This is a genomic window from Flavobacteriales bacterium, assembly GCA_025210805.1.
Classification (GTDB): domain Bacteria; phylum Bacteroidota; class Bacteroidia; order Flavobacteriales; family CAJXXR01; genus JAOAQX01.
The window spans coordinates 1-15078 of sequence record JAOAQX010000006.1; the positions used below are offsets into that span (position 1 = coordinate 1).

Annotated in this window: 14 protein-coding genes; 5 read left to right on the top strand and 9 right to left on the bottom strand. The window is 34.1% G+C overall.

Going from position 1 to position 15078, the window contains the following annotated elements; all coding sequences use genetic code 11:
• Positions 1–324: 324 nt before the first annotated feature.
• Genes N4A45_02830 through N4A45_02840 form a run of 3 tightly spaced genes read right to left on the bottom strand, consistent with a single transcriptional unit; the run spans position 325 to position 3694 of the window.
• Complete coding sequence (locus N4A45_02830; protein ID MCT4664151.1) at positions 325–1074, bottom strand: succinate dehydrogenase/fumarate reductase iron-sulfur subunit; 750 nt, start codon at positions 1072–1074, stop codon at positions 325–327.
• Positions 1075–1082: 8 nt separating this feature from the next.
• Positions 1083–3020, bottom strand: coding sequence for a fumarate reductase/succinate dehydrogenase flavoprotein subunit (locus tag N4A45_02835; protein MCT4664152.1), 1938 nt, complete (start codon positions 3018–3020; stop codon positions 1083–1085).
• Positions 3021–3034: 14 nt separating this feature from the next.
• Positions 3035–3694, bottom strand: a complete 660-nt coding sequence (locus N4A45_02840; GenBank protein ID MCT4664153.1) for a succinate dehydrogenase cytochrome b subunit — start codon at positions 3692–3694, stop codon at positions 3035–3037.
• Between the two features lie 156 nt (positions 3695–3850).
• On the opposite strand from N4A45_02840, the gene N4A45_02845 reads away from it, so the two are divergent.
• From N4A45_02845 to N4A45_02865, 5 genes are all read left to right on the top strand, one after another.
• Positions 3851–3994 carry a hypothetical protein gene (locus N4A45_02845; protein MCT4664154.1) on the top strand — a complete coding sequence of 48 codons (144 nt, stop codon included), beginning with the start codon at positions 3851–3853 and terminating at the stop codon, positions 3992–3994.
• Positions 3995–4122: 128 nt separating this feature from the next.
• A complete protein-coding gene (locus tag N4A45_02850; GenBank protein ID MCT4664155.1) occupies positions 4123–4461 on the top strand; it encodes a hypothetical protein in 339 nt (112 codons plus the stop codon).
• A 239-nt stretch (positions 4462–4700) separates the two neighbouring features.
• Positions 4701–5366, top strand: coding sequence for a hypothetical protein (locus N4A45_02855; GenBank protein ID MCT4664156.1), 666 nt, complete (start codon positions 4701–4703; stop codon positions 5364–5366).
• 293 nt (positions 5367–5659) lie between these two features.
• On the top strand, positions 5660–6556 hold the full coding sequence (locus N4A45_02860; GenBank protein ID MCT4664157.1) for a hypothetical protein: 897 nt from the start codon (positions 5660–5662) through the stop codon (positions 6554–6556).
• A 693-nt stretch (positions 6557–7249) separates the two neighbouring features.
• The gene (locus tag N4A45_02865) at positions 7250–7600 is read left to right on the top strand and encodes a hypothetical protein (protein MCT4664158.1); all 351 of its coding nucleotides are present in this window, start codon (positions 7250–7252) and stop codon (positions 7598–7600) included.
• A gap of 37 nt (positions 7601–7637) precedes the next feature.
• On the opposite strand, the gene N4A45_02870 is transcribed toward N4A45_02865, so the two are convergent.
• From N4A45_02870 to N4A45_02895, 6 genes are all read right to left on the bottom strand, one after another.
• Positions 7638–8408 carry an enoyl-CoA hydratase/isomerase family protein gene (locus N4A45_02870; protein ID MCT4664159.1) on the bottom strand — a complete coding sequence of 257 codons (771 nt, stop codon included), beginning with the start codon at positions 8406–8408 and terminating at the stop codon, positions 7638–7640.
• A complete protein-coding gene (locus N4A45_02875) occupies positions 8392–9213 on the bottom strand; it encodes a hypothetical protein (protein ID MCT4664160.1) in 822 nt (273 codons plus the stop codon). Before N4A45_02875 ends, N4A45_02870 begins: the two co-directional genes overlap by 17 nt.
• A 3-nt stretch (positions 9214–9216) precedes the next feature.
• Positions 9217–9987: a peroxide stress protein YaaA gene (gene yaaA / locus N4A45_02880; GenBank protein MCT4664161.1), complete on the bottom strand. Its 771-nt coding sequence runs from the start codon at positions 9985–9987 to the stop codon at positions 9217–9219.
• A 118-nt stretch (positions 9988–10105) separates the two neighbouring features.
• On the bottom strand, positions 10106–10306 hold the full coding sequence (locus N4A45_02885) for a hypothetical protein (protein MCT4664162.1): 201 nt from the start codon (positions 10304–10306) through the stop codon (positions 10106–10108).
• Between the two features lie 227 nt (positions 10307–10533).
• Positions 10534–10995 carry an IS200/IS605 family transposase gene (gene tnpA / locus N4A45_02890; protein ID MCT4664163.1) on the bottom strand — a complete coding sequence of 154 codons (462 nt, stop codon included), beginning with the start codon at positions 10993–10995 and terminating at the stop codon, positions 10534–10536.
• Between the two features lie 257 nt (positions 10996–11252).
• Positions 11253–14963 carry a T9SS type A sorting domain-containing protein gene (locus N4A45_02895; GenBank protein MCT4664164.1) on the bottom strand — a complete coding sequence of 1237 codons (3711 nt, stop codon included), beginning with the start codon at positions 14961–14963 and terminating at the stop codon, positions 11253–11255.
• Between the last annotated feature and the right edge of the window lie 115 nt (positions 14964–15078).

The window sequence follows — 15078 nt, forward strand, 5'->3', positions numbered from 1 at the left end:
AGACAAGCTATTCAAAGGGGAATCAGAATAAGCCCCCTTAGAAGGGGGGAAGGGGGATGTTTCACCACGAAATACCTCAAAAAAGAAATAAAGACAAGCTATTCAAAGGGGAATCAGAATAAGCCCCCTTAGAAGGGGGGAAGGGGGATGTTTCACCACGAAATACCTCAAAAAAGAAATAAAGACAAGCTATTCAAAAGGGGAATCAGAATAAGCCCCCTTCTAAGAGGGCTTATTATAAAAATCTTCATCCTTTTAAACAAAAAAGCATCCACTCCAATAAGGAATGAATGCTTTTCAAAAAATGTTTATGGATATTAGAGACTATTTCTCTTTTCCTTTTGCAGCATAGTAGTCACGGTTCATTCTCGCGATATTTTCTAGAGAAATTCCTTTTGGACATTGGATTTCACAGTCTCCTGTATTGGTACAGTTACCAAATCCTAATGAATCCATTGTTTCTACCATATTGATTACACGTCTGTCTTTCTCAACTTGTCCTTGTGGAAGGAGTGAAAGGTGAGAAACTTTAGCCGATGTAAACAGCATAGCCGAACCATTTTTACAAGTTGCTACACAAGCTCCACATCCAATACAAGTTGCGGCATCAAAGGCAGCATCTGCGTCTATTTTTGGAATAGGTAATGCGTTTGCATCTTGTGTATTTCCTGAAGTATTTACGGAAACATATCCTCCTGCTTGAATAATTGCATCAAACGCAGAACGATCCACCATCAAATCTTTGATGACTGGAAATGCTTCAGATCTCCAAGGTTCTATATAAATGGTGTCTCCATCTTTAAAAGAACGCATGTGTAACTGACAAGTTGTGATCAAATCGTCTGGTCCATGAGGTTCTCCATTGATATAAAGTGAACACATTCCACAGATTCCTTCACGACAGTCGTGATCAAATGCGATGGTTTCTTCTCCTTTGTGAACCAATTCTTCATTCAATACATCGATCATTTCCAAGAAAGACATATCTGGTGAAATATCGGATAGTTTATAGTCCACTATACGACCCTTATCGTTTGGGCCGTTTTGTCTCCAAATCTTAAGTGTTAGTTTCATCCCTGCCATTACTTGTATGATCTTTGTTTTAGTTCAATATTTTCGAATGTCAACGGTTCTTTATGAAGAGCTGGATCCCCGTTGGTATGTTCCCAAGCAGCTACATAAGTATAATCTTCGTCATTACGTAGTGCTTCTCCTTCTGCTGTTTGGTATTCCTCACGGAAGTGACCTCCACAAGATTCGTTTCTATGAAGTGCATCATGACACATCAATTCTCCAAGCTCAATGAAATCGGCAACACGAAGGGCTTTTTCTAGCTCTTGGTTCATACCGTTTGGTGTTCCTGGTACGAATACTTCTTTGTAGAATTCCTCTTTGATTTTCTTGATTTCACCGATGGCGTAAGTCAATCCTTCAGCATTACGAGCCATTCCACAGTATTCCCACATGATTTTTCCTAGTTTCTTGTGGAAAGTATCTACAGATTTGGTTCCTTTATTATTCATCAACTGCTCTATACGTCCTTTTACTTCGTTTTCGGCAGCGTCAAATTCTGGTGTATCTGTTGGGATTGCACCAGTACGGATATGCTTTGCTAAGTAGTTCGGTACTGTATAAGGTACTACGAAATATCCATCAGCAAGACCTTGCATTAGTGCAGATGCTCCAAGTCTGTTTGCTCCGTGATCTGAGAAGTTTGCTTCCCCAGCTGAGAATAATCCTGGAATGGTAGTTTGTAGGTTATAATCTACCCAAAGACCTCCCATAGAATAGTGAATGGCTGGATAAATTTTCATTGGAAGTTCGTAAGGGTTTTCCGCTGTAATTTTTTCATACATCTGGAAAAGGTTTCCATAACGAGCTTCTACAGTATCTTTTCCGAATCTCTTGATGGCATCTGAGAAATCAAGATAAACGGCATTTCCTGTTGCATTTACTCCGTAACCTGCATCACATCTTTCTTTTGCAGCACGTGAGGCAACATCTCTTGGTACAAGGTTTCCAAAGGCTGGGTATCTTCTTTCTAGGTAGTAATCTCTATCCTCTTCTGGGATATCTACACCTCTTTTTTCTCCTCTTTGGATGGCTTCTGCATCTTCTTTCTTTTTAGGAACCCAGATACGTCCATCGTTACGAAGAGATTCAGACATCAAAGTAAGTTTTGATTGATGATCTCCTGATACGGGAATACAAGTTGGGTGAATTTGCACATAACAAGGGTTTCCGAAGTGTGCTCCTTTTTTGTGTGCTCTCCAAGCTGCTGTTGTATTAGATCCCATAGCATTTGTTGATAGGAAAAATACATTTCCGTATCCACCTGTTGCAAGTAGGGTAGCGTGGGCTGAGTGACGCTCTATTTCTCCTGTTACGAGGTTACGAGCGATAATTCCTACAGCTTCTCCTTTGTCGTTCTTTACAACTTCTAGCATTTCGTGACGGTTGTACATCGTCACAGTTCCTGCGTTAATTTGTCTTGAAAGGGCTTGGTAAGCTCCAATCAAAAGTTGTTGTCCTGTTTGTCCTTTTGCATAAAAAGTACGTTTTACTTGTACTCCTCCAAAAGAACGGTTATCTAACAATCCTCCGTAATCACGTGCAAATGGTACTCCTTGAGCAACACATTGGTCTATGATATTGGCTGATACTTCTGCTAATCTATAAACGTTTGCTTCTCTTGAGCGGTAATCTCCACCTTTTACCGTATCATAAAATAATCGGTAAGTAGAATCTCCATCGTTTTGATAGTTTTTGGCAGCATTGATTCCTCCTTGTGCAGCAATAGAGTGCGCACGTCTTGGCGAATCTTGGAAAGCGAAACATTTTACATTGTATCCTTGTTCTCCCAATGAAGCTGCGGCAGCGGCTCCGGCTAATCCAGACCCAACAACAATCACATCAATCAAACGTCTGTTCGCTGGGTTTACCAATAAGCTGTCTGCTTTATGCTTAGTCCACTTTTTATCTATTGGACCTTCTGGTATATGGCTAACTAGTTTTGTCATCTCTGTGCTTGTATTTATTTAATAAATCCGAAATAGATTGGGAAAGAAATAAATCCAATCGTTATCAAAATTGAAAACACTACACCCACTTTCTGAATAAATGGTGTGTATTTAGGATGGTTAACTCCTAAAGTTTGGAAAGCGGACTGGAAACCGTGGTTCAAGTGTGCTCCTAGAACAACAAAACTCACGATGTACAATAAAGAATACCACCATTGTTGGAAAGAATTTACCACAATTGTGTACATATCCTTTAATCCTGTGGCATCCAATGATGGATCTCCTAGTTTGTAAGGCACAAAATAAGTTCCAATGTGAATTACCAAAAACACTAGAATTACAGAACCTGTTAGTCCCATATTTCTACTGTACCAAGAACTTTTTTTCTTGTCCATGGCATATTTTACTGGTCTTGCCTTGTTGTTGGCTTTTGTAAGTAAAATAGCATCAATGATGTGACTCCCAAAACCTAATACCAAAACAATCTCCATCACACGGATTAAGGCGTTGGAAGACATGAATTTGGTGTACTCATTAAAGGCTACTGGATCGTAAAATAAGGCTAAATTCCCTATCAAGTGAATGACAAGAAACGAGGCTAGAAAGAGTCCAGTGATTCCCATCACCATCTTTCTACCAAGCGAACTGGAGAATAATCCCACTGTTTTGCTCATCGTGTTATCGCTTTTAAGTTAAAAAATTAACAATTATTGACTCACAAAGGTAGTGCTTGAACCTAAAATTTACAAGGATTTTTGTCCTATTTTTTATCGTTTTTTGCTATTCATAATCATTTTAAATAAGCCTCTTTTTATAAACATTTTTATTAAATGAAACGTTTGTTTGAAAATGAGCTTGATCTTTTGATTGATATAGATGGGCTTTGTGTGTGCTGGGAAAAGCCAAATAAAATAGAAAATCGTTCTCAGCTCCGAATTGCTTCCTTAGAGAAAATGCAAATAAAAAAACAATAAAACACTCAATAATAAGTTATTAATAAGGGTTTTATTGTTGCAAAATGTTTAATTTAGTGTGATTCTCTGTGTGTACAACCAATTAAAAATTGGTGGTAGCGGGGAATCGCTTTTATGAGTTCGTGAATATGAAAAAAAATATCAAGTACATATACATCGCTCTGAGTTTAATTCCGATGAGTTTTTTCTTAGCTTTCTACTCTTATGTTTTTCGAGCTTTTTTTTCACTAGGCTACTTTCCAAGTTATAACAATCCAGATCCTAAAGAGCTTAATTTTCATATGCATCATTCAATCATCTATTATTTAGGAGAATTGATGATTTTGAGTGCTCCATTTTGGTTTATTTTATTACTGATTAATAAATTTAAATATCCCAAATGGACATATTCTTTGTATATATTGGGAGTAGCAATATCTGTGTTCATTTTAGTTGCCGATCCATTTATGGAATGGTTTGCAGATTAAACAGACTCTTCTCAACTAAAGCTACACTTAGTAGTAAGTATGTGAATCAAAAAACAATAAAACACTCAATAAAAAGCTATTATTGAGTGTTTTATTTTATGAAATGGTTAATTTAGTGTGATTCTCTGTGTGTCCAACCAATTAAAAATTGGCGACAGCGGGGATTATTTCGAATCATATTTCGATGATCCAAGAGATGCAACTTTCATTCAGGCAGGTTACACTCATAATCAACAAAAATGAAGAAAATTATCACATACATTATTATACTAATTCTCAGTATTTCATGCACTAAAAGGATTGCATTAAGAGATCAAATGGAATTTTCTATGAGTCATCAAGAAATGAAAAACGAAATGGAGCAATATACAGATATAATTCAGCAAAAATTAAATATTCGTTTTGAAAATCTTGATGCCATTTATATCGAAAAAGATCATTTTATTCTATCTACCAAGGGAAACAATATAAAACACGATTACTCTATTCAGGGATATCAAAAAGTTTCTAGTATTTTCTCATCTAGTTTCTTTTTTAATTCGTATTCCGAATATAAGAATTTGAAAAGAATTCATGAATTGTTCTATCAGAACAAGATAAAATCAATTTCATTTAATCATCTTTCCGAATGTGTTTTCTTGAGTTTTTCCTATGACGAATTTCCATTTCACGATAAAATGGATAGACCTCACAAAGAAATTGTCTTACAAAACCAGTTCAATTGTTTGTCCAAAAACCAGCAAGAACAATTTATTTTCAAAAGAAGAAATAAAATTATCGTTGAGGAGAAAAATGGATTAATGCTTATTTTTATGAATCGATCTCAATTTTTATCTCTAAAATATGGAAATAGTAAACCAAAAAAATGGCAAACGCCTTCTTTAGAGGTTTATTATAAAGACTAATGATTCAATAAATGGCAACAAAATTATTCACATTATGCTTTTTCCTTCATATAGTTTTATATGCTCAAAAAACTAAGAACAAAATTATTTTTGATGAGGGTAAAATTTATTTATTTGTTGACTCTTTATGGAATGCTCCCTTAGATTTTGTTTTTGCAAGAAAAAATAAAAAGATATATGATTCATCACTCTTTAAGTAGAAGGAAAAAAAATTGGCTTTAGAATCGTAGATACTTCTACATTTGAGTATTTGGAATGGGTAAAGAACAAAACGTAATTTAACACTTAAAAAGATGACTATTTCTTCAAAGTATATCAATAAACTCAAAGTAATTCTAGGAGTGCTCTTATCTTCTTTGTTTTTTGAAAAAGCAATAGGACAATGCAATCATTATGAATCAAGAGGGCAAAACCTTATTGCTGTACAAGACAGTATGATATATTTATATTTTGATAGCATTGATTTGAAACATTTACCAAAATATGACCAGTTTTTGGGAAACTACACCAACTATGGTACTCCTTGGAGAACCCTTTATGGAAAGATGGATTATATCCTTTTTGATGAGCAAAAAATCGTTTTTTATAACAATCATCCCTTTTTGGAAATCACATATACTGATAATGACAATCGTGATTATTCCATTTCAAATCCTTACCATCAGCCTAATTATACTACACCATGGGAAATTTACTCTTCGGAAAATATCCTAAAAAGTAAATTTAACAGAAAGGTGGAGAGCGGAAAACATAGGATTCAAGTAGATACTTCATTTCTTGAAGAAGATGAACAAATTATTGAAGCTTTTTATGTTTATGACCCACTTTTTGATGTATTCGATATCCAAAAAAAGATGGACGGCTTTACTGTTGATTTAGACAAAAAATTATCTCAAAAAGCTCATCGTATAGATATCACAACGGTAAAAAATGGTAAAACTAGTTCCAAATCTTTCAACTTTCCGATAGAGGAAAAAATGAATGTTTATGAAGTGAGCCATAAAAGGGAAATGAGAATATTAAACCCTTATCCGAGTACTCATTTTTTACAAACACTCTATTTTCTTAGATATAAGAAAGAAAAACGTTGCTTCATGATTCTAATGGATGGTAAGGAATATGATTTTTATCCTTTAAACAAAGGAACTGAACGATTTCTAAAAAAAATGCTCCTAAAAAACAATCAATGAAAATCTTAACTCATACCATTTACGGTGTTAATTTACTCACTGTTTAAGCCCCCTTTGAAGGGGGAAAGGGGGATGTTACGCCAAGTAAACAAACCCGAAAAGAAGCTAAAATTTATGGGTAAATTAACAACGTAAACGGTATTACTTTAAAAGAATCTATATATTTTTGTCTATTCTGTGTTCTTTATTTCTTATTTGCTATGAAATTTTAGAAATAAAAGTTTACACAAGTTTTTTTACTTGTTTATATATTGTTTGGTTTTTAATGACTTTATTAAGTGTCCTTCCAATATTGATTAGCCTTGTTCGATCTATTAGAATTGGCAATAAGAGCATTTACCTTTCTTCATTAAACATTCTTTTTGGGACTTCAATACTATGGTTTTTTATACAATTCTTGCTTATCAGACAATTTGATTGGATTATGGGATAAAAACACATTTACCTAAAGACTAATGCATTATACAAATAAAAATATATCAATCCTTTTACAAAACCCTTAAGAAATGGATTTTAAAAAGAAAATATTATTCGGGATTTTATTCACCTTGCTTTTGAATTGTGACCCTATTAATCTTTATCATATAACAGATAACTATTACAAGAGTAAAGTTTAGAACAGCGATTAGATATTCGCAACTGTAAGTATTCAATCTTTAAATGGCAGAGTCTCATCAAGAAAAAAAATTGAAAATGATAACAAAAATTTTACTCATCCTACATTTAGTATTCAGCTTACAAACAGCTTATTCACAACTATCATTTCCTTATGTGGAATTTGAAACCCGCCATGATCTTTATAATTATCTAAGCTGTTACTATAATAAAACTGGTTCTTATTCTCATCTCAAAGAAAAACACTTGATGATTTACAATAATTGTAAAAATGGAAAACCGATAGTTCAAGGAGTTATTTTACAAAATAGTGATTCTTTGAATAAATTTCTTGTTCTGGAAACTAATTTTTGTGGGCAAACAAACAACATAAAAACAAACACTTATTCAAATATTAAAAATCATACACTAAACAAAAAAGCCTCCTAAAAGGAGGCTTCATTTTATTGAAATGAATTTAAAAAGACTATTTCTTTTTAAATTTATTAATGGCATTTTTGGTAAAATCTGATAAAACAAGTTTTCCACTCATAGCGGCTCTTTCCATCAAGAGATCATCCCAGTGCTCGCATCCTTCCCAAAAAATTTGCTTGAGCAAGGTCATAGCTTCAGGATTTGAATTTGCAAGTGTGTTTGCCAGTTTTTCTATTTCGGCATCCATTTCTTCGGCAGTGTCAAAGAGATCTGTATAGAGTCCTTTTTCTTTTGCCCACTGTGCTGTTTGCCATTCTGTGGCATTTATTGCCAGCTGACTCATAGCTGAGGTTCCGATTTTACGCTCTACTGCTGGTCCTACCACAAAAGGCCCGATTCCTACAGCAAGTTCCGAGAGTTTTACAGCTGCATATTTTGTTGCAAAACAATAATCTGTTGCAGATGCCATTCCTACACCTCCACCTACGGCTTTTCCTTGTACGCGCCCAATAATGAGTTTTGGACATTTTCTGGCGGCATTGATTACATTGGCAAAACCTGAGAAAAATACTTTTCCTTCTTCCAAGTTTTCGATAGCAATCAACTCATCAAATGAAGCTCCTGCACAAAAAGCTCTTTCTCCAGCACTTTTTAGAACGATTACTAATACTTCGTCATTCTGCCCAAGCTCTGTGATGGTATTTGCCAATTTTGCCAATACTTTCCCTGGCAAAGAATTACTTAATGGATGATGAAACTCTACGGTGGCTATTTTATTTTGAATAGAAACTTCTACTCCACCTAAATTAATGGCGTTTTCCATGGTTCAATTTTGTTTTTGTAGGTTCTAATGTAATTAATTTCTCTTTATAAAGACTTCCCAATGCTCTTTTGAATGCCTTTTTACTCATTCCAAAATTTTCGGCAATTTCTGTAGGACAACTTTTATCTGTATAATCCATTTCTCCTTCATTTTCTTCCAAAAAATCTAGGATTACTTGGGCATTGTCATCTCGGGTTTCTTTTCTGTTTTGGTAGAGAATAATGTCTAGTTTTCCATCTTCTCTAATATGTTGTACAAAGGCTTTTCTACGCTCACCACGATAGAAATCTCCATAAATCTGATCATGATAAATGAGTCCTTCGTATTTGTTATTCACAATACATTTTACACCTAATTCGGTTTCAGAATAGATTAAAATATCTACTTCTTGTCCTTCTTTTAGTTCGCTAGTATGTGCTTGAAAATGGTCTCTGTAATCTCCATAAGCAACTAGGGAGTCCTCATCATCGGTGGTGATATAGAAAATATAATCTTTATCGATATCTAAATCGGTTTCGGCTTTCGCCAAAAGGTTTGGCTTTCTGTCCCACTCTACGAGGTACCCTTTTGGGTGAAAACCTACTACCTCAAGGATATCAAAATATGGGATCTTTTGATCCATAAGTCTTCTGCTGGCAATCCAGTTTTTATTATGATGTTGCCATAAGAATAATTCGTATTTCTCTCCTACTTCTAGCGGTCTTTCGTCTTCTGCTAGCGTACAGGTAATGGTATCTCTTTTGGTTTTGAGTACGAGTTTTTTTTCTTCTACAGAAATTACCTCGGCTTGTATTGCTTGGTTCATCTTTTAGTTTCTATGAAAAATGATTTGTTTCTTTTGCTCATCAATCGAATCAAAATAATATCCATCGCTATCAAAATTACATAGTTTCTCAATGGTTTCTACTTTATTTTGAATCATATATCTCACCATCATTCCTCGGGCTTTTTTTGCATAAAAACTGATGATTTTATATACTCCGTTCTTTTCGTCTTTAAAAATTGGTGTCCAGATAGGTACCTGTATTTCCTTTGTATCTACTGCCTTAAAATATTCATTGGAAGCCAAATTTATTAAGGCTGTTCCATGGTGTTTTTTTAAGTTTTTTTGAATATTTTCCCCTAATCTATTCCCCCAAAATTCATAGAGGTTTTTCCCTCCTGAGTTTTCCATTTTTGTTCCCATTTCTAATCGGTACGGGTAGATTAAATCTAGGGGTTTTAGCAATCCATAAAGCCCAGACAAAATAAAGGTAGATTCATTGAGTCTTTCCAGTTCTTCAGTAGAAAGACTTACTGTCTCAAGGCCTTTATAAACATCGCCATTAAAGGCAAAAGCCGCAGGAATCGTTTGTTCTTCTGTATGTTTCTTTTTCCAGTTCTGATTTCTTTCGTAATTCAAATCTGATAGTTTCTCTGATAACTTCATTAGTTTCCCAAGTTCTTCAGGACTTTTAGATTTCAAGGTTTTCATCAAGTCATTGGCCTGAGCCAAAAACTGAGGCTGAGTGCTTTCAAACCCGGTGTTTTCCCAATTTTCATTGATGTTTTTTGCTGGTGAAATGATTGAAAGAAGCATGATTGACAAATTTTCGTGCAAGTTACGATATTAAAGTACAAACATTCACAATTCAATAAGTCATTCATAACTCAATCCATAACCCAGAATTTAATGGTTCGCTCCTATGGAGCGATATTTACTCTTCATATTTTTTATCTACATACCTTATAGCTCCTATGGAGCTGTTTTTTTCGATATCGTATGATATTCTACATACGGTATGGCTCCTATGGAGCTGACTTTTTTTTGATATTGCATGATATTCTACATACGGTATGGCTCCTATAGAGCGATATTTACGTTCATATTTTTTATATACATACCATATAGCTCCCATGGAGCTGTTTTTTTTGATATCGTATGATATTCTACATACGGTATAGCTCATTTGGAGCGATATTTACGTTCATATTTTTCATCTACATACCGTATAGCTCCTATGGAGCTGTTTTTTTTGATATCATGATATCTTGCTCCAGAGGAGCAACCTATTTGTAGCCCCATTTGATACATCCCTTGTGCTCCAGAGGAGCATCCTGTTTGTAGCCCCAGCGGGGTGATCCGTTAATCTATCCATTCGAATAAATATTTTTCATTGTAGTCAACCTCAAATTTTTTCAAAAAATCAAGATATTCTTCTTCAAATGTCTTCTTGTTATGGTGTTCTTCTTGGTTAAGTATGTAATTTATTACATTATCTAATTGACTTTTGGAATAAGAAAATGCGCCAAACCCCTCTTGCCAACTAAATTTATGTTGAATCCAATTATTGTCAGAAATGTATTTTGAAGAACCTGCCTTTATATCTCTCACTAAATCTGAGATACTGATATTGGGCTTTAATCCTACAAGCAAATGTATATGATCTGGCATTGCAAAAATGGCAAGTAGTTTTTGATTTCTATTGCTAACTATTCCTGTTATGTATTTATGTAATTCTTCACGGTGTTTTTTGGGGATAAGATTTTGTCTTCCTTTTACCGTAAAAACAATTTGAACATACAATTGGGTATAAGTATTGGCCATTTTACTGATTTTAGTTCGCTCCTATGGAGCTGTATTTACATTCGCATTTTTTATCTACATACAATATGGCTCCTACGGAGCTAGTTTGTTGGCTATCATACGCTATGTCGTTTACTACAGTGGAGCATCCTGTTTTTTTATTCACAGACATACAGCATGAGTATGGCTCCTACGGAGCTGGTTTGCGGGATATCACACGCTATGGCATTTGCTACAGTGGAGCATCCTGTTTGTAGCCGGTTATATACTATAAACAGTTATTTCACAATCACAATATGTTCTGTTTGGGAGAATTCACCGGGTTTTGTAAAGGTGAGGATATAAGACCCTGAAGCTAAAACACCTTGTATATTAATTTGATTAAGATCACTTTTTAGCTTTTGGTATAAGATAAATTTCCCTTCAATAGAATATACACGCATTTCTACCTGATCATAAAGAGAAATCACTCCAAAAACACCATTATTGGGATTAGGATACACCAGAAATTCAATTTCTTTTCCTCCTGGGAGTTCTTCTGACTTAGGATTGTCTGGAGTATAACTTTTGTTTCGGTATAAGATATGATGATCTCCGTAGTTGTAACTATAATGTGGAATATGTCTCTTAGCATAAATATCGAAATCATTATCAAAATCAAAATCCATAAATCGCAAGGTATAGTCCTCTTTTGGAGCTTGTGAAGTGATAAGCTCACCCATGCTAAACTCTTGCAAACCGTCATTATAAAACCACGCAATGGTTTGGTCTTTTTTACTTAGAATATCCAAATATCCATCTTGATTGATATCAAATATTTGGGAAATAGTTCCTACTTGATTGGAAAGCTCGTGTTTTTCAAAGTCTAAATTTCCTGTATTTTCATACCAAGCTAAGGAGCTAATGATATCAAAGTCTCCATCTTGGTCAAAGTCAATAATTTGTTTAACCACTACGTTGGAATCTATAGTATTGTAATAGCTTACCGTATTAGAGCCATCGTTTTTTAACAAAATCAAATCAGATGATTCATTTTCGAAAAATGCAAGTACATCTTTATGACCATCATTGTCAAAATCCTTTGCAAAAGTTGCTGATTCATAGAAGAAAAAATACTTATCCTTTGGTAATTCGTGACCTATATAGAGTAATGTATCCATTGGCCCCACAGAGTCAGCTGAGATATTTTCTCGCCAACTCATTCCATTATTATAAACAAAATCATAATCCCCATCTGCATCAATATCTTCATAGTACGATAATCTTACTAAATGCTCAGGGAGTCTATAGACGCCATAAGATGTATCATGGTGATTAATTAGTGCAAAATACTCATCCTGCCTTATATGATTACCCACAATATCTTTGTAGCCATCATGATTGAGATCCATCGTTTTGGTGACTGATGAGCTTCCTTCTCCTGTACTACCTGGTATTGTAAAAACTCCTGGATATCCGGCAACGGGTTTGAGATTCACTCCATTCTTATGGTCAATTCTGAGTGTTTGGTGCGGTCGATACTGAGAATGATTAATATTCGTGATGGCTCCACTATGTTTCATGGGCTCAAAAAAGCCTACTGGATCATAGCAGGAAATATATTCTTTAGCAAATGTGATGGAGTCCTTTTCTCCGTTATTAAAAAGAACCACTATTTGATCTTTTGACATTCCATTATAATAATTATTGGTACTGTAAACAATGTCTTTATTTCCATCTTGGTTGATATCATATATTTTGGCATTGCCGACATAGGATTGATAAATTGTAACAGAATGCCAATTATAAATGGTCCTTTGGGTATAATTAAAACTGGAATCTGAAAGATATAAATCTATACGGGTTTTTGAAGTTTTAGACCCCGTAGAGACAATAAAATCCATAAAACCATCATTGTTTAAATCTCCGAAGTCAAATTGATGATTAAATGGGTAAATAAAGTACCCTGCATAAAGACCATTTTCACCAAAAGGAGCGTATAATTCCTGAAAATTCCCAACGGAATCTTTTATATACATATATAAATTTGTGTACAATACATCCGAAAATTTACTGGTATAACGTATTTCATATTCATCTAAATCTCCATCTTCATCCAAATCAATTTCCTTAGATTTTTCTTCCTTTTTATAAGGGTGAATAATCCGTTGGTAACCACTTTTTAATTTTACAAAAGCATATTTTTCATTTACGAGAATATCTAAAAGTCCATTATTATCAATATCTTTCAGTTCGAAATTCTCGATTTTCATTGTATCACTTACTAAAATCTCTTTATAATGATTGGCTGTAGTTTGTTCTAGGCTATAAAGCAATGTTTCATTTTCAGAAAGTACTACCATATCCAAATCACCATCTTGATCGAAATCTACCATTTGAAAATCACCAGGATTCGGTACAAAAGTTCCTAAAGTAATAGGTTCGTAATCATTTTCTTCGTTCTCCAAGAAGACTAATTCATAATGCACTGTACTGTCGCACTGGTATTGGGTGGTGAAGGTAGTTGTTATTTCTGTATTGGACGTATAAACTACACCATTGATATAGTATTCGTTCTTATAAGTTTCTATATATTGTGAACTTTCTTGGGGTTGAGGGCGTGTTTGTAGGTTAAGTATTATCAACGAATCACACCCATACTGATTAGTCAACAATACTTCATATTGCCCAGAGTTACTAAAAGAGCTATTACCTATGGAGTATTGATTCCCTTCGCAAATAACTTCAGCGATATGAGTGGTGTCTTTTGGAATAAATTGAATATAATTCACCAAAATAGTATCGTTGGCTAAACTATCAATATAGGTATTAGACTCCGTTATGGTTTCTCCCGAAGAATGGGTATAAAATGAATCACAAACATGGAGGTTTTTAATGATTATTTTGTTGTTATTGGTAATATTTTGGTGAACGAGATTATTATTTACACTTACTAAATCAAGCTTTCCATCTTGGTTATAGTCTTCTGTTTTCAAGGGCGCATTCACTGCTCTATTTCCATAAAATTTTATTTGATTTGTCACCTGCAATTGATGATTTTGGTCAAATTTCAGAATATGGTGTTTCACCATCTTATTGACTGAAGTATGATATAATATCTCTAACTGATTATCGTGATCAAAATCAAATAGCACTAATTTAGAAAAATGGTGATGGGATAAAAAAATGATTCTAGGAGGAAGAAGACTGGTATTGTTCACATTTTCTATCAAGTAAATTTTACTCTGGTCATGATAAATAAGATCCAAATCGTTATCTTGATCAAAGTCTATCTGGTGAAAATCGTTTCTGGAGCGTATTCTTCTTTTATAAAAAGGTATTGGGTCAATAATTCCTGCCCCATTATTTAAAAATATTATACAATTATCAGAAGAGATACTTGTTTCAGAAATAAAAATAGCCAAATCTAGGTGATCATCCCCGTTAATATCCATCATTCGCCAACTACCTCCATAAATATAAGGAATATGAGAATTAGCATTAAAAATGCTTTGCCCTTGGCTAAAAGTTAGATTTCCAAGGTTTTTGTAAAACACGATAGAATCAAAATAATTTTGCACAATATCCTGATAACCATCGCCATCAAAATCATGAAATATATCATATTCATAGATTGGAATAGAATTCACACTAGCCGTATCAAAAACACCAGAGCCATTGTTTTGAAATATCATGGTTAGCCCAGACTTGTATATCATTATTTCAGATTGTCCATCATTATTTAAATCTACTATTTTGGTGTGCCACTTATACCATGGAAGTGTAGATCCAATAAAGTTTGTATCCGAAAGATCCTGTGGGGAATCAAACCACATAACAAAGGTATCCGCTATAACGAAATAATCATCATCTCCATCATGATCAATATCTTCTACTTTATGAAAAAGCCCTAAAGAAGGAGCGTTTAAGCTTTGAGAAAGATACTCTTGGCTATAAGCCAAAAACGAGGTACTGATGAGTAATAAATATAAAAAAACTACTTTTTTCATTTTTCAATTGGTTAAGAATAGGGAAAATAGTCTTTTATATTGGGTTTCACATGCAATATTCGATAAAATATTGATATACAATGTTCATACGCACAAAAGATCCGTTTTCTTAAAG

Coding starts and splice junctions, on each gene's coding strand:
- N4A45_02865 (MCT4664158.1), top strand. CDS start 7,250: ATGATAACAAAAATTTTACTCATCCTACATTTAGTATTCAGCTTACAA.
- N4A45_02885 (MCT4664162.1), bottom strand. CDS start 10,306: ATGGGAGCTATATGGTATGTATATAAAAAATATGAACGTAAATATCGC.
- N4A45_02875 (MCT4664160.1), bottom strand. CDS start 9,213: ATGAACCAAGCAATACAAGCCGAGGTAATTTCTGTAGAAGAAAAAAAA.
- N4A45_02840 (MCT4664153.1), bottom strand. CDS start 3,694: ATGAGCAAAACAGTGGGATTATTCTCCAGTTCGCTTGGTAGAAAGATG.
- N4A45_02855 (MCT4664156.1), top strand. CDS start 4,701: ATGAAGAAAATTATCACATACATTATTATACTAATTCTCAGTATTTCA.
- N4A45_02845 (MCT4664154.1), top strand. CDS start 3,851: ATGAAACGTTTGTTTGAAAATGAGCTTGATCTTTTGATTGATATAGAT.
- N4A45_02860 (MCT4664157.1), top strand. CDS start 5,660: ATGACTATTTCTTCAAAGTATATCAATAAACTCAAAGTAATTCTAGGA.
- yaaA (MCT4664161.1), bottom strand. CDS start 9,987: ATGCTTCTTTCAATCATTTCACCAGCAAAAAACATCAATGAAAATTGG.
- N4A45_02870 (MCT4664159.1), bottom strand. CDS start 8,408: ATGGAAAACGCCATTAATTTAGGTGGAGTAGAAGTTTCTATTCAAAAT.
- N4A45_02830 (MCT4664151.1), bottom strand. CDS start 1,074: ATGAAACTAACACTTAAGATTTGGAGACAAAACGGCCCAAACGATAAG.
- tnpA (MCT4664163.1), bottom strand. CDS start 10,995: ATGGCCAATACTTATACCCAATTGTATGTTCAAATTGTTTTTACGGTA.
- N4A45_02895 (MCT4664164.1), bottom strand. CDS start 14,963: ATGAAAAAAGTAGTTTTTTTATATTTATTACTCATCAGTACCTCGTTT.
- N4A45_02835 (MCT4664152.1), bottom strand. CDS start 3,020: ATGACAAAACTAGTTAGCCATATACCAGAAGGTCCAATAGATAAAAAG.
- N4A45_02850 (MCT4664155.1), top strand. CDS start 4,123: ATGAAAAAAAATATCAAGTACATATACATCGCTCTGAGTTTAATTCCG.